The sequence below is a fragment of the Achromobacter sp. genome, from assembly GCF_032113835.1.
GTDB lineage: Bacteria > Pseudomonadota > Gammaproteobacteria > Burkholderiales > Burkholderiaceae_B > Achromobacter.
Genome location: NZ_DAMCTG010000007.1, coordinates 1 through 17,759, shown reverse-complemented (window position 1 = coordinate 17,759; position 17,759 = coordinate 1). Strand labels below are relative to the sequence as shown.

The window sequence follows — 17,759 nt, the reverse complement described above, 5'->3', positions numbered from 1 at the left end:
GCCCACCCAGGCACGCCACTTGCTGAGTCTCCTATTCCCAGGCGGCCCTTACCGCCTGTTCCTTCCAAACCAAGGAGACCAACATGGCCGAACATGTAATCAAGGTGCTGAACAATCTGATCGAAACGTCGAAGAACGGCGAAAAGGGCTTTGCCGCGGCGGCTGAAGACGCGAAGGCGCCCGAGATGCAGGAACTGTTTCGCAACCGTTCGCGCGACTGCGCGGCCGGCGCCACGGAGTTGCAGACCCTGGTGACGCAACTGGGCGGCGAGCCCGAGGACAGCGGCACGGTGGCCGGCGCCATGCATCGTGGCTGGACGAACATCAAGGCGGCGGTATCCAGCCGCACCGACCTGACGCTGCTCGAGGAATGCGAAAAAGGCGAGGACGTGGCCAAGGCGGACTACGAAAAGGCGCTCAAGGAAACGCTGCCTGACAACGTGCGCGCGGTTGTCGAGCGCCAGTATCAAGGCGTGCTGCGCAACCACGACCAGATCCGCGATCTGCGTAACCGCTTCCGCGCAGCGACGTAAACGCTTCAAGCGCACCACGCGTTGTATTGAAGCCGCCCGCCCGACGCACCCTGCGCCGGGCGGGCGTTGTTTTGCATGAATTTTCTTCAATCTGCCCGCAAACCCAATTCACGCTATATCGCCTATAAACCCGGGTCCGCTTTTTACGCCTTTCCCGTCCGGAGTCCGCATGTCCATCCTGTTGCCCACCACGCTCGTCGGCTCGTATGCCCAACCCGATTGGCTGATCGATCGCAAGCGTCTTGGCGATCGCTTCCCGCCGCGGGTGCGCGCCAAGGAACTGTGGCGCGTCGCGCCGGAATGGCTGGAGCAGGCGCAGGATGACGCCACGCTGCTCGCGATCCGCGATCAGGAAAACGCGGGCATCGACATCATCACCGACGGCGAAGTTCGCCGTGAAAGCTATTCCAACCGCTTTGCCACGGCACTCGAAGGCGTGGATCTGGACAACCCCGGCGAGGCCCTGGACCGCAGCGGTCATCCCAACCCCGTGCCGCGCGTCGTGGGCAAGATCCGCCGCAAACACGCCGTGCAGGTGCGCGATGTGCAATTCCTGCGCGTGAACACCGACCGCCAGATCAAGATCACGGTGCCGGGTCCCTTCACCATGGCGCAGCAGGCCCAGAACGATTTCTACAAGTCGGAGGCCGAAATGGCCTACGACTATGCCCAAGCCGTCAACGAAGAAATCCGCGACCTGTTCGCCGCCGGCGCCGACGTGGTGCAGATCGACGAGCCCTACATGCAGGCACGCCCCGAAAAGGCCCGCGAGTACGGCGTCGAGGTGCTGAACCGCGCGCTGGAAGGCGTGACGGGCCGCACCGCGGTGCACATCTGCTTCGGCTACGCCGCCGTGATCCACGCGCGTCCGAATGGCTATTCGTTCCTGCCGGAGCTGTGCGGCTGCTCCGCGCACCAGATCTCGATCGAGACCGCGCAATCGAATCTGGACTGCGCCGTGCTGGACAGCCTGTCCAACAAGGAAATCATGCTGGGCGTGCTGGACCTGTCCACCAACGAGATCGAGCATCCCGAGGTGGTCGCAGCCCGCATCCGCCGCGCGCTGCCGCACGTGTCGCCCGAGCGTTTGATCATCGCGCCCGACTGCGGCCTGAAATATCTGCCGCGCGATGTAGCCTACGGCAAGATGAAGGCCATGGTCGAAGGCGCCGCGATCGTGCGCGCCGAGTTGGCCGAGCGCGCCTGAGCGCCCGCCGCTGCCCCCGGGGACTTCCATGTTGCGCAAACTGATCGCCCTTTCCTTCTCGCTGCTCGCGCCACTGGCCGCCGCGCAGGATTTTCCGACGCACCCGATCACGATCGTGGTGCCGGTGCCGCCCGGCGGCATCGTGGACCTGGCCGCGCGCCTGGCGGGCGAGCCGCTTGCGACGGGCCTGGGCCAACCCACCGTCATCGACAACCGCGCCGGCGCCAGCGGCAACATCGCCTATGGCGTCGTGGCGGGCGCGCGCCCGGACGGCTACACGCTGCTGGCCTCGTACTCGATGTACCACGCCGGCAATCCGTCGATGTTCACCGGCTTGCGCTGGAGCGCCGAGTCCTTCAAGCCGGTCGGCATGATTGCCGTGTCACCGCACGTGGTGACGGTGCATCCGTCGCTGCCCGTGCATAACCTGAAGGAACTGGTCGCCTACGCCAAGGCGCATCCGGGCGAGATCAACTACGCCTCGCAAGGCAGCGGTTCGGTACCGCACGTCGGCACGGAACTCTTCAAGCAGATGACGGGGACCGACATGGTTCACGTGCCGTACAAGGGTTCCGGTCCGGCCATCCAGGACGTGCTGTCCGGCCGCGTGCAGCTCTTCGTGACCACGCCGCCGTCGGTGATCGGCCACGTGCAGATGGGCAAACTGCGGGCGATCGCCATCGCCGGGGCCGCGCGCCACCCGATGATTCCGGACGTGCCGACAGCCGCCGAACAGGGCTTTCCCGGGTTCGAGCTGGACGCTTGGGTCTCGCTGTTTGCACCGGCGGGCACGCCCGACGCGGTGGTGCAGAAGATCAGCGTCGCGCTGGAAGCGGGCCTGAAAAAACCCGAGCTCATCAAGACCGCCAATGAAGCGGGCGTGCGGGCGAATTACCAGAACCCCGAGGAACTGGGCCGCACCGTCGCGCAGGACACGGCGCATTGGTCGCAAGTGATCAAGTCAGCGAACATCACGGTCAATTGAGGGGCCGCCTGGCTCCATTTGCTATCCGGGCGCCGGCGCAGGATCTGGCCGGCGCGCCGCTGCGCCTTTATCGCATCAGCTCGGCATAGATCTGCTTGAACAGGGCAAAGCGCTCCTTCAGACCAACCAGCCCGCCGTTTATCCGCCGCGTGATCCTGGCGAAATCCTCCAGGTCGTCGTCATGCGTGCGGTCATTCGCCAGCTCGTTCAGCCCGCGCGACTGCCAATACCACCCGGCGCTCAGCGCGGCCCATTTCGGGTCGGACAGTAACTCGGGCGCCTCCAGCAAATCGACGCCCATGGCGTCACCGGCCGAATCGTAATTGCTGCGTCCCGTCAGCTGGATGATCCCTCTTCCCCGATACCGGAAACCGTCGTTGCTTTGCGCATCCCCATTGCCCATCCGGTTCGCATAAACCAGATTCGCCAATCCTTGCGGATTGTTCACATACGGCATGGCCGACGCCTCAGTGGGAAATCGCTTTGGCCACACCTTGGACAAGCGGGCGGCAGTTGAGTAATTGAGGTTTTCTTCGATCCGGTTGTATTGGGCGGATTCATAACCCGTCTGCGCCAGAAAGCTTGCGATGCGATCCGGGGTTTCGATTTCGTATTTCTGGAATGTGGGCGCCAACGCATCGGCCCACGCGGCGGGGGCCTTGCAGTTGGGAAATATGCGTTGGAGTTTTTCGGCACTCAGCATGGCGGTTCCCCTGCTTGCTTATGGAGTCATGGCGCCCCGGCGATACCGTCGCGTGACCATTCATCACGGCGATCAACGGCGGGTCAATGATTGTGAACCAGGCGTAACCGCCGCCCATACCTCAAATTGAGTATGCGGAGTGTTCCGGCACCAATTGGTGGCTTGACACCTCCCCGGTTCCGCCGGGAACATACGCCATCCATGACGCATCCCGACCTGCATTCCCTCGCCCACCAGTCCCAAGACCTCCTCGCCGCCGTCCGCCGCGACGCGCCGCTGGTGCAGTGCCTGACCAATTTCGTCTCCATGAACTACGCGGCCAACGCGGTGCTCGCCATCGGCGCATCCCCAGCCATGGTGCATGCCGAAGAAGAGGCTCCCGAGTTCGCACGCTTTGCCGGCGCGGTGGTCATCAACATCGGCACGCTGTCTTCCCCCTGGCTGCGCAGCATGCTCCTGACCGCGCAAGCCGCGGCAGAGGCCGGCACGCCCTGGGTGCTGGATCCCGTGGCGCATCACGCCACCGCCTTTCGCCGCGACGCCATCCAGCGGCTGCTCGACCTTGAACCGGCCATCATCCGGGGCAATGCATCGGAGATCATCGCCTTGGCCGGCGGCCACAGCACCGGCAAGGGCGTGGACGCCCGCGACGCCGTGGCGCAGGCCGAGCAGTCGGCCCACGACATCGCCACACGCCACAAGACCGTGGTGGCGGTTACCGGCGAAGTCGATTACGTCACGGACGGCACGCGCGCGGTACGCATTGCGGGCGGTTCGCCGTTGATGCCGCGCGTGACGGCCACCGGCTGCGCGCTCAGCGCGGTGGTCGGCGCCTTTGCGGCCGTATCGAAAGACGATACGTATGCTGCGGCGGTGGCCGCCCTGTCGTGTTTCGGCATCGCGGGCGAGCGCGCCGCGGTACACGCCGACGGGCCGGGCTCTTTCGCATGGCGGTTCCTCGACGCGCTAGCCGCACTGGACGCGGATTGCCTAACCCGCGAGTCCCCGTTGCGTTGATTTGACCCCGCGCATGTCACGGGTAGGTCACACACCGTCCCCAAAATTATTTCCTTCAACACGGAGGAAAGACGGTGAAGCCAAACCTACGCAAGATCTTTGCAGTGACCGCCAGCTTTGCACTGGTGGCCGGCCTGTCCGCCTGCGGCGGCGATGACGATGACGACGACACCGCCGCGCCCGAGACCCCGCCGCAGGCCAGCGTGCCCCAAGGCACGACGCTGGACCTCGCGATCCTGGGCACGACCGACCTGCACGCCAATGTGCTGGGCTACGACTACTACAAGCTCGCCGAAGACAAGAGCTACGGCATGGACCGCACGGCCACGCTGATCGCCAATGCACGCAAGCAGTATCCGAACTCGCTGCTGCTCGACAACGGCGACACGGTGCAGGGCACGGCGCTGTCGGACTACCAGGCGCTGGTGTCGCCGGTGCAGTGTTCCGACATGATCGCGATCTACAAGCAGATGAAGCTGCTGTCGTACGACGCGGCCACGATGGGCAACCACGAATTCAACTACGGCCTGCCCTATCTATCGCAGATCACCAACGTGGACTTCGGGCTGGCCGGCATCACCAAGGGCACGGCGCAGACCAACCCGGCGGGCGCCAAGGATTGCGCGGCCCCGGCGTTCCCGTTCGTGTCGGCCAACGTCGTGTCGGCGGCCTCCAAGCAGCCGATCTTCAAGCCTTATGTGCTGCTTGAAAAAACCTTCACGGCCACCGACGCCAGCGGAAAATCCATCGACGTGCCGCTCAAGGTGGGCGTGATCGGTTTTGCGCCGCCGCCCATCATGCAGTGGGACAAGGCGAATCTGGAAGGCCATGTGGAAGTCACGGGCTGGAAGGAAACCGCGGCGCGCTACGTGCCGGAGATGAAGGCAGCGGGCGCGGACCTGGTGGTGGCGCTGGCGCACGGCGGCATCGACCTGGCCACGCCCTACAGCCCGGACATGGAAAACGGCGCGGGCTATCTGAGCCAGGTGCCCGGCATCGATGCGCTCATCACGGGCCACCAGCATCTGCTCTTTCCCGACACGAATGCCAAGTCGCAGTTTGCCGGGCAGCCGGGCGTCGAACTGGAGAAGGGCCTGATCAATGGCGTGCCGACCGTGCAGGCCGGCCAATGGGGCAACAACCTTGGCCAGATCACGCTGAAGCTGGCGTATGACCAGGGTTGGAAGGTGCAGAAGGATGCGACGCAGGTGCAGCGCATCTCCACGCGCCTGACGGCACAAAGCGGCTCCACGCCGGCGACCTACGTGGCGCCCGACGCGGCATCGCAGCAACTGGTTCAAGCCGACCACGCCGCGACGATCGACTACGTCAAGACGCCGATCGGGCAGAGCCAGTTCGACATGGCCACGTACTACGCGCTGGCCGGCGACGTGTCCGCGCTGCAGATCGTGAACATGGCGCAGATCGACTACCTGACGGACTACATCGCCAAGAACAGCCCGTCGTATGCCGGCCTGCCGATCCTGTCGGCCGCCGCGCCGTTCAAGGGCGGGCGCAACGGTCCCGGCGACTTCACGTATGTGAAGCAAGGCAACGTCGCCATCAACAACGCGGCCGACCTGTACCTGTACCCCAACACGCTGCAAGTCGTGCGGGTCAGCGGCGACATCGTGCGCCAGTGGCTGGAAAAGACGGCCGAGCAGTTCAAGCAGATCGACCCCGCACAGGTCGCGCCGCAGGATCTGATCGACACCGGCTTTCCGACGTTCAACTTCGACGTGCTGTATGCGGCGGGCAATGCGCTGCAGTATGAAATCGACGTGACCAAGCCGAAGGGCTCGCGCATCACGACGCTGACGTACAACGGCACGCCGCTGGATCTGAACGCGCAATTCCTGGTGGTGACCAACAACTACCGCGCCAGCGGTGGCGGCGACTTCCCCGGCCTGGCCGGCGGCAAGGGCGACATCGTGCTGCAGGCCCCGGACGCCAGCCGCGACGTGTTGATCAGCTACATCAAGAAGAATCCCACGCTCGACCTGGCCACGTTCGGCCTGGATCGCAGCTGGCGCTTCGCGCAGGTCAGTTCGCTGGCCGGACCGGTGGTGTTTTCGTCGGTGCCTGGCACGCTGGCGATGGCCTCGGCACATGATGTGACCAACGTCTCGGTGTTTGACGCCACGCCCGATCCCGTGACCCAGCTGTCGCGCTACGCGATCGATCTGACGCAGTAAGCGGATCGATCCGGCGGGCGCCCTGCAATGGGGCGCCCCGCCGTGGGGCGTCTCACCGTGGGACGCCTCGCCTCAGCGGTAATACACGCAGATGCGTTTTCCGCCGATCTCATGCACGTCGATCGGCAGTTCATACAGCTCGCTCAGCACGTCCGGCAGGATCAGTTCGGCCGGCGTGCCGTGCCGGGCGATACGCCCCTGCCGCATCGCGACAATCCGGTCCGAATAGCTGGACGCAAAGTTGATGTCGTGCAGCACCAGCACCACCGTCTTGCCCAGTTCATCCGCCGCGCGCCGCAAGGTGCCCATCATGGCGACGGCATGCTTCATGTCCAGGCTGTTCAACGGCTCGTCCAGCAGCACGTAGCGCGTGTCCTGACACAGCACCATGGCAACGAACGCGCGCTGGCGCTGGCCGCCGGACATCTCGTCCAGATAGCGGTCCGCCAGCGGCTCCAGGTTCAGATAGGCAATGGCCTGATCGATGTGGACCTTGTCATCCATCGTCAGCCGCCCGCCCGTGTGCGGGTAGCGCCCGAACGCCACCAGGTCCTTCACCGTCAGCCGCAGCGGCAAGTGGTTGTCCTGCCGCAGGATGGCCAGGCGACGCGCCAGTTCGCGGCTGTCGGCGCGCGTGACGTCCAGGCCTTCCACCATGACGCGCCCTGCACTCATCGGCAGCAGCCGGCTGACCATGGACAGCAACGTCGACTTGCCCGCCCCGTTCGGCCCGATGATGGCGGTGACGCCGCCGGCCGGCAGGTCCAGGCTGACGTCGTCGATCACGACGGTGTCGCCGTACTGCTTGCTGACGTTCTGGATTTCTATCATCGGCGCCCCCTGCGCAAGATCAGGACGAGGAACATCACGCCGCCCACGAATTCAATCACCACGCTCACCGTGGTGTTCAGCCCCAGCACACGCTCCAGCAGCGTCTGGCCACCCACCAGGAAAATGACGCTGAGCAGCGTCGCGGCCGGCACGGTGTACCGGTGCCTGTCCGAGCCCATCGCTTGATATGCCAGATTGCTGACCAGCAAACCGAAGAACGTCACGGGACCGACCAGCGCCGTCGACACGGACACCAGCACCGCAATCGCCGCCAGTGTCACCAACAACGTGCGGCGATAATCCACGCCCAGATTCAATGCAATATCGCGGCCCAGCGCCAGCACGTCGTAGCGCCGGCGCATGCGCCAGACGAAGAACGACGCGGTGCACACGGCGCCGAAAGCGATCGGCAGCAGTTCGACGCGTACCGAATTGAAGCTGGCGAACATGCGGTCCTGCAGCACCAGGAATTCATTTGGGTCGATCAGCCGCACCACGAAGCTGGACAGGCTGCGAAACAGCAGTCCGAAGATGATGCCCACCAGCATCATCAAATGCAGGCTGCGCACGGCGTCGGAAAACAGCCAGCGGAACAGCAGGCACGCGAACGCCGTCATCGCGCACACTTCCAGCAGGAAGGCCGCGACAGGATGACTGGCGGTGGCCGCCGCCTGCCCGAAGCCGAAGACCACCACCGCCTGGATCAGCAGGTACAGGGCATCGAAGCCCATGATGGCGGGCGTAAGGATCCGGTTGTGCGTGATGGTCTGGAACAGCACGGACGACACCGCCACCGCGTACGCCACCAGCAGCATGGCCAGCAGCTTGCCGCCGCGAAAGGGAATGACGAACGACCACTGGCCATTCGCGCCCAGCGTCATGAAAGCGGCGACGCAGAACAGCGCGCAGGCGCCCAGCGCGGCAAGACGCCACGTCTGCGGCGCGCGCGGGGCCATGCGGGAAATCGAGACGGTTTCAGCCAAGGCGGTTCCTCCGCGTGCGCAGCAGCCACAGGAACAGGATGCTGCCCAGCACGCCGACCACCGTTCCGATGGGAATTTCGTAGGGGTGGATGACCAGCCGGCCGACGATGTCGCAGGCCAGCACGAACACGCCGCCCAGCAACGCGACCCACGGAATGGCGCGGCGCATGTTGTCGCCCAGCACCAGGCTGACGGCATTGGGCACGATGAGGCCCAGGAACGGGATGCTGCCGGCGGTCACGACCACCACGGCCGATATCGCGGAAACGATCAACAGGCCGACCAGCGTCAGCCGTGCATGATTCAACCCCAGGTTGGACGCGAACTCGCGGCCCATGCCCGCCACCGTGTAGCGGTCGGCGGCGGCATAGGCGGCGCAGGCCAGCGCAAAGCCGATCCACAGCAGTTCATAGCGGCCGCGCAGCACGCCGGAGAAGTCGCCGGTGGTCCACGCATGCAGGGACTGCAACAGATCGAAGCGGTACGCCATGAAGGTCGTGACCGCCTGGATCACGCCCCCCAGGATCAGCCCGATCAGCGGCACGATGAACGGCGTGCGCAGCGGCACGCGGCGCAGCAGGGCCAGAAACAGCAAGGTGCCCGCCAGCGCAAAGCCCGTGGCGGTCACCATCTTGCCGATCACGGACGTATCGGGCGCCAGCAAGGTGACGACCAGGATGCCGAGGGTGGCGGATTCGACGGTGCCGGCCGTCGTGGGCTCGACAAAGCGGTTGCGCACCAGCATCTGCATGATGAGGCCGGCAACGGCCAGCGCCGTCCCTGCCAACAGCAGCGCGAGGGTGCGCGGGATGCGGCTGACCAGCAGCAGCCGCCACGCGCGCTCGCCGTCTTCGCCGCCATTCCACAGCGCGGCCCACGGCATCTGGCCCGCGCCCAGGCTGATGCTGGCCACGCACAACAGCAGCAACACCACCACCACGGCCGTCAGGCCGCCCCATCCGCTGATTGCGCGCCGCCAGTTCACCGGCAGCCCTTCCCGTCTTGCATGCTGACTACTTTCCTTGCGACAAGGCCGCCGCGATCTGATCCACGTTCTGCTGCATGGCCGTCAGGCCGGCGCTCCCGAGCAGATACCAGTTGAAGCCGTTCAGGTAGACCACGCGCTGGTTCTTCCACGCCTTGGTCGGACGCACCAGCTCGTTGTCCAGCATGCGCTGCGCCGACACACCTTCGCGGCCGATGGCGGCGTCGCGGTCAATCACGAACAGCCAGTCCGGATCGGTCTGGGCGATGAATTCGAACGAAATCGCCTGGCCGTGGTTGGACACGTTCAGGCCCGTCGCGGCAGGCTTGATGCCGAAGGCGTCGTGGATCACGCCAAAGCGTGAGCCTGGACCGTAGGCGCTCATCTTGCCGCCGGTCGTCAGCACGATCAACGCGTTGCCGGCGTTGGCTGCCTTGCCTTTCAGCGACGCGATGGAAGCGTCCAACGCGGCCAGCTTTTCCTTGGCCTCGCCCTGTTTGCCGTAAAGCGCGGCCAGCGTTTCGGTGTTGCGCCGGACGCTGCCGACCAGGTCCTTTGCATCAACCGTCAGGTCCACGGTGGGCGCAATCTTGGACAGCTCGTCATACTTGGGCGCCGAGCGGCCGGCCACTAAGATGACTTGCGGCGCGGCGGCGTGGATGACCTCGTAGTTGGGCTCGAACATCGTGCCCGCCTTCAGGTAACGCTTGTCGGCAAACTGGCTCAGCTGCGGCGGCAGCTTGGCGGCGCTGGGCACGCCCACGGGGTCCACGCCGAGCGTGTGCAGGGTGTCCAGCACGGCCAGGTCCAGCACGATCGTCTTGGACGGATTGGACGGCACGGCGGTTTCGCCGCGCGCATGCTTGACCGGCGTCGTGGACTGCGCGGCGCACACGGCAGCCGCGGCGCTCAGCGCCAGGGCCACGCCTGCCCGGGTTGCCCAGCGGCGGGCAGCGCCCGCCTGTTTTCCATTGTTCATGCAAACCTCTCTGTAATGGGGCGCCAGGCGCCCCGTCATTCTCAGAACTTCACGCCCACGCCCAGCCAGTAGCGGCGGCCGTCTTCGACGTAGCCGAAGTCGTCGTAGGCGACCTGCTTGTCGAACAGGTTGTAGATGCCCGCGTAGACCGACACGGTCTTGTTGACGGCATACGAACCGCCCAGGTCCACGAACGTGTAGGACGGCGCGACCAGCGCGCTGGTGGACGGGCCCGTCGTCGGCTGGCTTTCGCGGCCGCGGTAGTTGATGCGCGCCCACGCTTGCAACGCGTCGGAGGGCTGCCAATTTACCGTGGTGGTGAACAGGTGCTTGGGCAACTGGTTCAGCGGCTCGCCCTTGTACTGGCCGGACTTCTGCTCCGACTTCGTGAAGGTGTAGCTGCTGGTCATCGACCAGTCGGCGGCCAGCGGCAGCTTCAGGCTGGCTTCCACGCCGCGCGACACGGCCTTGTCCACGTTCATGTACGTGGTGGGATCGGAACCGAACTGGTTGGGGCCGTCCGTGCACTGCGTCAAGGGGCAAGCCACGCGGGTGATCTTGTCCTTGAAGTCGTTGTTGAACAGCGTGACGCCGGCGCTCATGCCTTCGCCGTCGTCATACAGCAGGCCGATTTCCTGGGTCACCGACTTCTCGGGCGTCAGGTCCGGATTGCCGTACATGTTGCCGCCGCGGCTGGTCTGGCCCCAGCCGGCCACGGTCTGGCGCAGGTCGGGCGCACGGAAACCGGTGGACACGCCGCCCTTCAGGGTCCAGCGTTCGGCCATGTGCCAGACGCCGTACAGGCGCGGGCTGAAGTGGTTGCCGAAGTTCTCGTCCTCGTCCATGCGCAGGCCGGTGGTGAGGGCAAAGCTTTCGGTCAGCCGCCATTCGTCTTCGGCGAACAAGGCCCACTGATACCGTTCCACGTTGTTGGGGCCGGCGGGCAGCTGGTTGCCGTTTTTGTCATCCAGACGTTGATTGAGATAGCTGCCACCCAGGGTCAGCATGTGCGAACCCAGCGGCAGCGACCAGCTCGTCTGCAGGTCCAGGTTCTTGATCTTCATCTGGCGCGAGCGGTTGTCGAACTCTTCCTGCTGCACGTAGCTGTCGGACACGCCCCAGCCCCAGCGGCCAGTGTGCGACAACGCCCACTTGCTGCTGCGGTAATCGGTTTCCGACGACGCCGGGCAGCCGGTGCGCGGGCACGCGGTGCCGGGCGGCAGCGGCGCGACGCTCTTGCCCAGCGTGTCCGCGAACTTCTGGCGCATCGTGGTCGCTTCCAGCACGATGTCGTGATCGCGGTTGGGCGTGAGCGCCAGCTTGGCGGTCACGCTTTCGGCGTTGCGCTTGCGGTAGCCGTTGTAGATGTTGTCTTCGTCGCGCTGCGTGGCCTGGCCGTAGATCTGCAGGCCCAGCAGGTCGTTCTTGATCGGGCCGGCCAGGTAGAAGTTGCCCTGGTAGATGTCGCCCGACTTGCTGCTCTCCTGGATCGTCGTATCCATGCGGATTTCGCCGTGCCATTCGTCAGGCACCTTGCGCGTGATGATGTTGATCACCCCGCCCATGGCGTCCGACCCGTACAGCGACGACATCGGGCCGCGCACCACTTCGATGCGCTCGATGGCCGACAGCGGCGGCGTCCAGCCGCCCTCCACGCCCGTCGAGTCCGAATTGGTGCGGGTTTCGCGCGAGTTCTGGCGCTTGCCGTCGATCAGGATCAACGTGTACTTCGGTCCCATGCCGCGCAGGCTGATGTCCTGGCGGTCGCCGCCGCCCGTAACGATGACGCCCGGCACTTCCACCAGCGCGTCGTTCAGGTCACGGTAGAACTTCTTGTCCAGGTCTTCACGCGTGATGACGCTGATCGAGGCGGGCGCATCCTGGATGCGTTGCTCGAAACCGCTGGCCGTGACGACAACCGTATCCATCGTCGTTGTGGCGTCCGCGGCTTGCGCCCAGACGGCTGACGGCCCCAGGCCGAAACCCGCGGCGCACAAGGCGGCGGCCAATTGCGTGCGCGACGCGGCGATGCGCTGGCGTGCGGCCAGATCTTTCCTGCTCATGATTCCAACTTCTCCCGTCCCCGGTTTGCGCCACGCCCCACGCGCGGCACTGCCCGGCTCCCACTTATTAATGAAAACCATTCTCATATTAGAATTGGGGCTTGCAGCACGCCGCAACACGCTTTCCGCAACTTTTATCTTCTTTGCACTTCTTGACACTCCGGCGCGCAGCGTTCGGCCACACTGCCGGATGCTCGACGCCCAACACGCATGCCTTTCACTCATTCAGCGGTGGCCCGCCGCATCCTGCTGATCGACGACGACGTCGAGCTGGCGCAGATGCTGCGCGAATACCTGGAACCCCATCAATGCCAGCTGACGCTGGCGCACACCGGCGCGCAAGGCTTGTCTTTGCTGGCGCAGGACGATTTCGACCTGGTGCTGCTGGACCTGATGCTGCCCGACGGCAACGGGCTGGATCTGCTCAAGCACTATCGGCAGCGCTCGCGCCGCCCGGTCATCATGTTCACCGCGCACGGCGGCGAGACCGACCGTGTACTGGGGCTGGAGTTCGGCGCCGACGATTACCTGGCCAAGCCCTTCAGTCCGCGTGAGCTCAAGGCCCGCGTCACGGCCGTGCTGCGCCGCTTTGAAGAAACGCCCGTCCCCGCCAGTCCGTCGCTCAGCCTGGGCGCCCTGTCGCTCGACCCGGCCACCGGCCGCGCGCGCATGGGCGCGGACGAAGTCATGCTGACCGGCGCGGAGCAGCGCATCCTGGAGATCCTGATGCGCGCCCCCGGCCAGGTGATCGCGCGCGACCAGATCGGTTTGTACGCGCTGGGCCGCGCGCCGGACCGCTACGACCGCAGCATCGACACGCACATCAGCAGCCTGCGCAAGAAGCTGCGCCTGGATCAACACGCCGACACGCTGTCCATCCGCAACCTGCGAGGCCTGGGCTACGTGCTGGCGGGCGCCGCGTGATGACGTTGTTGCCTGCACGTTCGCTCTTCTGGCGCGCGTTCCTGACGTTCTGGGGCGCGATGGCGGTCATCCTGGTCTGCGGCATGGTGCTGACGGCGTCGGTGGCCTGGTACCGCTTCAACTCGCTGGATGGGCTGAATCCCGGCAACCTCACGCGCGACGCCGCGCAGGTCGCGCGCACGCAGGGCCTGGACGGCCTGGAGCGCTGGGTGCGCGCCATGGACGACAACTACTCGGCGCTGAAGATCTATGTCATGGATGCGCAGGACCAGGAGATCCTGGGCCGGCGACTGCCCACGCGCCTGCATGACTGGCTGGTCGCGTACCGCGCCGCGCCCGACCGGTTGCCGCAGTCCGACAATGTGCCGGCCGATCCCGCGGGCGAACGCGTGTCGTGGTGGGAACCCCAGATCCTGATCCTGCCGGACGGCTCGGAACTGCTGATGCTGTTCCTGCCCTTTGATTCGTCGCGCTGGGAGGTCCTGGCGCTGTCGCCCGTCGCGCTGGCGCTGCTGCTGTTCGCGCTGGCGGTGACCGCCCCGTTCTGCTGGGCGTTGACGCGCCACATCACCGCGCCCCTGGCGCAATTGCGCCAGACCACGCACGCGTTGGCGGCCGGGCAACTGGACACGCAGACACCGTCGAAACTCGCCACGCGCCAGGACGAACTTGGCCTGCTGGCGCGCGATTTCGATGCGATGGCCGTGCGCCTGAAAGCGCTGGTCGACACGCGCGAGCAACTGCTGCACAACGTGGCGCATGAACTGAGGTCGCCGCTCGCGCGCCTGCGCCTGGCCTCTGAACTGGCGCGGCGCAACGACGAACGGCGCGATCTGCAGCTGGACCGCATCGAACGTGAATGCGAGCGGCTGGACGCCTTGGTGGGCAACACGCTGCGCCTTGCCCGCGTGGGCGCCCTGCCCGTGCCGACCGATCCGCTGGACCTGTCGGACGTCGTGGCCGGCGTGGTGGACGACGCCCGCTACGAGGCCGAAGGCCGCCACCTGCGCATTGATTGGGATACCCCAGCGCCCGTCCTCATCGCAGGTGATCGCGCCAGCCTGGCCAGCGCCATCGAGAACGTGCTGCGCAACGCCCTGCGTTTTGCGCCCGCGCACAGCGTTATCCGCGTGCGGCTCTTGACCAGCGCCAGCGAAGCCAGCCTGGAGATCGAAGACCGCGGCCCCGGCGTCGCCACGCAGGAGTTGGCATCGCTTTTCGAGCCGTTCTATCGCGCGGGCTCCGCCGGCGCCGCCAGCACGCCGGGCGGCGGCGCGGGGCTGGGACTGTCCATCGCGCAGGCCGCGGTTGCCGCGCACAAAGGGTCGATATCGGCCCGCAACGTCGCCCCGAACGGCTTGAGCGTGCGCATGGACCTGCCGCTGTTGTCCGCCGCCGTGGCGCGTCCCGCTGCGGGATGACGCCACGGACGGCGCGCGGCATCAGAACGTGATGTTCGCCGACATCCACAGGCGGCGGCCTTCAAGCACCTGCCGGTACGAATTGCTCCAGCTGGCGTTGGCCGCAGGCGCCGTGGCGCCCGTCTTGGCCGGACCGTAGTCCACGAAGTTCTTGTCGAACAGATTCAGCACCAAGGCCGACAACGTCACGTTCTTGCTGACCACGTACGAGCCGCCCATGCTGGCCAGCCAGTACGGGCTGTAGAACACCTGCTTTTTCTCCCAGTTCATGTCGTTGAACTGACCCGCGCGGTACTCGCCGCGGACCCAGGTGTTGAACTGATCGTTGATGCGCCAGTTCAGCCCCAGATTCACCGCATGACGCGGCTGGGAACCCAGGGGCTGGCCGCGCCGGGCGCCGGACGTGACCTCGCTGGCGGTCAGCGTGTAATTGCCGGTGAACGACAGCCCCGCGTACAGCGGAATCCGGCCGCCCAGCTCAAAGCCCTGGATGGTGGCCGAATCGATGTTCACGCGTTGCGAGAAATTGGCCACGGGCACGCCGTTGCGTTCCCACACGCCCAGATCCAGGCAGCCCGGCACGGGGCCGCCCGCCGCCAGGCAATTGGGCACGCTCTGGCTGTCGATCTTGTCCTTGAACTTGGTGTGAAAGGCGGTCAGGTTGCCGGACAGCCCTTCTCCATCGTCGAACAGCACGCCCAATTCCGACGAGGTGCTGGTTTCCGGCTTGAGTTGCGCATTGCCCAGCAGCGGCATGGTGCCTTGCGCGCCCAGGCCGATGATGCCGTCCGTCATGAGGTTGATGTCTGGCGTCTTGTAGCCCTTGCTGACGCCGCCTTTGAACGTCCACGTGGGCGTTGCGTTCCAGACCAGGTAGCCGCGCGGACTCCACTTGCCGCCGAACTGCTCGTTGCGGTCGTAACGCGCGCCGGCGGTCAGCGCCACGCTATCCACGATGCGCCATTCGTCTTCGGCAAACAGCGCCCATTGGTACTGCCGCAGGTTCAGCGGCGCCGACACCAGCGTGTCCTTGAACTGCTGTTCGCGCCACTGGCCGCCCAAGGTCAGGTTGTGGCGGTCGTTGAACAGCGGCATCGTCCACTTGGTGTCGAACACCCAGTTGTCGTATTCCAGATCGCGGCTGGCCCCGTCGGTGGGCTGGCGCGGCGTGCTCATCGGATTCGTGCGGCCGATGGTCTCGGTGGTGTCGTAGACCAGGCTGGTGTCCGAGCTGACTGAGGCACCGTATCTACCCAGATGCGTCACCGCGTAGCGCTGCCGGTTGAACTTCATTTCGGGCTCATAGCCGCCGCCCTGGCGATTGGGCGCCACGTTGGCGTTCAACGTGCCAAGCTCGCCGTTGCTGTTGTCGAAGGTCTGCCAGTTGCTGTCCACGTCGAACAGGATGTCGTGGTTGCGGTTAGGCGTCAGCGACAGGCGCAGGCCCACGTTCTGCTGTGTGCTGTCGCCCAGTCCGCTGAAGCTCGCAATGTCGCCGGAGTAGTCGCCGCTGTCGTAGTCGGCTTGAGTGGCGGGATAACTGCCGGTCGCGCTCAGGCGCCGGTAGTGGCCGCCGCGCAGGCTCAGGCCAAGCTTGTCGGTCTTCAGCGGGCCGCTCAGGTAGAAGCCCGCGCCGTAGGTATTGCCGAAGCGATTGTCGCCCTGCAGCGTGCTGTCCAGCGTCAGCTGGCCTGTCCATTCTTGGGCGACCTTGCGCGTGATGATGTTGATGACGCCGCCCATTGCATCCGAGCCGTACAGCGTGGACATCGGGCCTCGCACCACCTCGATGCGCTCGATTGCGGCCATCGGCGGAATGAAGTTGGTGTCGACGTCGCCGAAACCGTTGGCGCGCGCCCCCGAGCTGTTCTGGTTCATGCGCTTGCCGTCCACCAGCACCAGCGTGTAGTCGCTGGGCATACCGCGGATGCTGATGTTCATGCCGCCGGCCTTGCCGCCGCGCTCCACCGACACGCCCTCGACGTCGCGCACCGCGTCGGCCAGGTTATGGAAAGGCCGCGCCTCCAGCTGTTCACGCGTGATGACCGAAATGGACGCGGGCGCGTTGCGGATCTCCTGCTCAAACCCCGACGCCGTGACCACGACGGTGTCCAACTGCGTCACGCCCATCGTGTCTTCCAATCCGGCCGTGCCGGTCTGCGCCTGGACGTTTGCCGCGGCGAGCGCCAGCACGATCGGCAAAAGACGGAATCGCGCGCAGGGAGATGAAGCGGCTCGCGCGGAGCCGTTAAAGCATTTCTGAGTCGACATGGGAATCAAATGAAAAACCGCCCGATCCAGGGTCAAGGCGGCGCGCGCTGTGCGCTGATTGACGTGCTAACGAACGCCAATGATAGGTATTCCCATTACTTCAACTCAATGCCACGAACGCGTTTTCGAAGAATCGTTAGAAGCGTTGAAAGACGTTTCGGACGGGTCCGACGGACGCAGCGATCCCGCACGACAACATCGTCATCGTGCGCACATCATCGACTTCCGAAAGGCTCAGTCCGCGTCGGCCAGAATCGCTGCCGGCAACCTCGGCAACACCCGCATCGCATTCGCGGTGGTGGCGTGCGCCACCTGCGCCGGCGTGATGCCGCGCAATTCCGCCAGCACTTGCGCGATGCGCGCCAATTCGCCGGGACGATTGCGCCGATCGGGTTCGTGCAGCCAGGCGGGCGGAATGTCCGGCGCGTCGGTCTCCAGCACCAGATGCTCCAGGCCGACGTCCACCGCATGGCGGCGAATCTGCAGCGCCCGCTCGAACGTCATCGCGCCACCCATCCCCAGCGCAAAGCCATGCTCGATGAAGGCCTGCGCCTGCTGCGCGCTGCCATTGAACGCGTGCGCGATGCCGCCGATGCGCGGATGGCGGCGCAGGTACTTCAGCAGGATGTCCTGGGATTTGCGCACGTGCAGCAGCACGGGCA

Annotated in this window: 15 protein-coding genes; 7 read left to right on the top strand and 8 right to left on the bottom strand. The window is 65.6% G+C overall.

Annotated elements, in window-relative coordinates; translation table 11 throughout:
• Positions 1-83 precede the first annotated feature (83 nt).
• From RT697_RS04680 to RT697_RS04670, 3 genes are all read left to right on the top strand, one after another.
• Positions 84-533, top strand: a complete 450-nt coding sequence (locus tag RT697_RS04680) for a PA2169 family four-helix-bundle protein (RefSeq protein WP_175138322.1) — start codon at positions 84-86, stop codon at positions 531-533.
• Positions 534-702: 169 nt separating this feature from the next.
• Positions 703-1,740, top strand: coding sequence for a uroporphyrinogen decarboxylase family protein (locus RT697_RS04675; protein WP_313697211.1), 1,038 nt, complete (start codon positions 703-705; stop codon positions 1,738-1,740).
• A 28-nt stretch (positions 1,741-1,768) separates the two neighbouring features.
• Entirely contained in the window at positions 1,769-2,725 is a 957-nt protein-coding gene (locus RT697_RS04670; protein WP_313697210.1) for a tripartite tricarboxylate transporter substrate binding protein, read from the top strand.
• Between the two features lie 67 nt (positions 2,726-2,792).
• On the opposite strand, the gene RT697_RS04665 is transcribed toward RT697_RS04670, so the two are convergent.
• Positions 2,793-3,428, bottom strand: coding sequence for a glycoside hydrolase family 19 protein (locus RT697_RS04665; RefSeq protein WP_313697209.1), 636 nt, complete (start codon positions 3,426-3,428; stop codon positions 2,793-2,795).
• A gap of 201 nt (positions 3,429-3,629) precedes the next feature.
• On the opposite strand from RT697_RS04665, the gene thiM reads away from it, so the two are divergent.
• The gene (gene thiM, locus RT697_RS04660) at positions 3,630-4,445 is read left to right on the top strand and encodes a hydroxyethylthiazole kinase (protein ID WP_313697208.1); all 816 of its coding nucleotides are present in this window, start codon (positions 3,630-3,632) and stop codon (positions 4,443-4,445) included.
• 74 nt (positions 4,446-4,519) lie between these two features.
• On the top strand, positions 4,520-6,640 hold the full coding sequence (locus RT697_RS04655) for a 5'-nucleotidase C-terminal domain-containing protein (protein WP_313697207.1): 2,121 nt from the start codon (positions 4,520-4,522) through the stop codon (positions 6,638-6,640).
• Positions 6,641-6,712: 72 nt separating this feature from the next.
• On the opposite strand, the gene RT697_RS04650 is transcribed toward RT697_RS04655, so the two are convergent.
• Genes RT697_RS04650 through RT697_RS04630 form a run of 5 tightly spaced genes read right to left on the bottom strand, consistent with a single transcriptional unit; the run spans position 6,713 to position 12,481 of the window.
• Positions 6,713-7,471 (bottom strand): ABC transporter ATP-binding protein, encoded by a 759-nt coding sequence (locus tag RT697_RS04650; protein WP_313697206.1) that lies wholly within the window; start codon positions 7,469-7,471, stop codon positions 6,713-6,715.
• A complete protein-coding gene (locus RT697_RS04645; protein WP_409517400.1) occupies positions 7,468-8,427 on the bottom strand; it encodes an iron chelate uptake ABC transporter family permease subunit in 960 nt (319 codons plus the stop codon). The genes RT697_RS04650 and RT697_RS04645 overlap by 4 nt, the downstream gene beginning before the upstream one ends.
• 19 nt (positions 8,428-8,446) lie before the next feature.
• Positions 8,447-9,439 (bottom strand): iron chelate uptake ABC transporter family permease subunit, encoded by a 993-nt coding sequence (locus tag RT697_RS04640; protein WP_313697204.1) that lies wholly within the window; start codon positions 9,437-9,439, stop codon positions 8,447-8,449.
• A 28-nt stretch (positions 9,440-9,467) separates the two neighbouring features.
• Complete coding sequence (locus RT697_RS04635; RefSeq protein ID WP_313697203.1) at positions 9,468-10,418, bottom strand: siderophore ABC transporter substrate-binding protein; 951 nt, start codon at positions 10,416-10,418, stop codon at positions 9,468-9,470.
• Between the two features lie 41 nt (positions 10,419-10,459).
• Positions 10,460-12,481, bottom strand: coding sequence for a ligand-gated channel protein (locus RT697_RS04630; RefSeq protein WP_313697202.1), 2,022 nt, complete (start codon positions 12,479-12,481; stop codon positions 10,460-10,462).
• Between the two features lie 210 nt (positions 12,482-12,691).
• Here RT697_RS04630 and RT697_RS04625 point away from each other — a divergent pair, with 210 nt between their 5' ends.
• Both RT697_RS04625 and RT697_RS04620 read left to right on the top strand, forming a co-directional pair.
• Entirely contained in the window at positions 12,692-13,405 is a 714-nt protein-coding gene (locus RT697_RS04625) for a response regulator transcription factor (protein WP_313697201.1), read from the top strand.
• Positions 13,405-14,826 (top strand): ATP-binding protein, encoded by a 1,422-nt coding sequence (locus RT697_RS04620; RefSeq protein WP_313697200.1) that lies wholly within the window; start codon positions 13,405-13,407, stop codon positions 14,824-14,826. The genes RT697_RS04625 and RT697_RS04620 overlap by 1 nt, the downstream gene beginning before the upstream one ends.
• A 21-nt stretch (positions 14,827-14,847) precedes the next feature.
• Here the strand turns inward: RT697_RS04620 and RT697_RS04615 are convergent, their stop codons facing one another.
• Positions 14,848-17,097, bottom strand: a complete 2,250-nt coding sequence (locus tag RT697_RS04615) for a TonB-dependent receptor domain-containing protein (RefSeq protein WP_313697199.1) — start codon at positions 17,095-17,097, stop codon at positions 14,848-14,850.
• 234 nt (positions 17,098-17,331) lie between these two features.
• Positions 17,332-17,759 (bottom strand): TatD family hydrolase (locus RT697_RS04610; protein WP_313697198.1); only part of this gene is annotated, 428 nt, incomplete at its 5' end.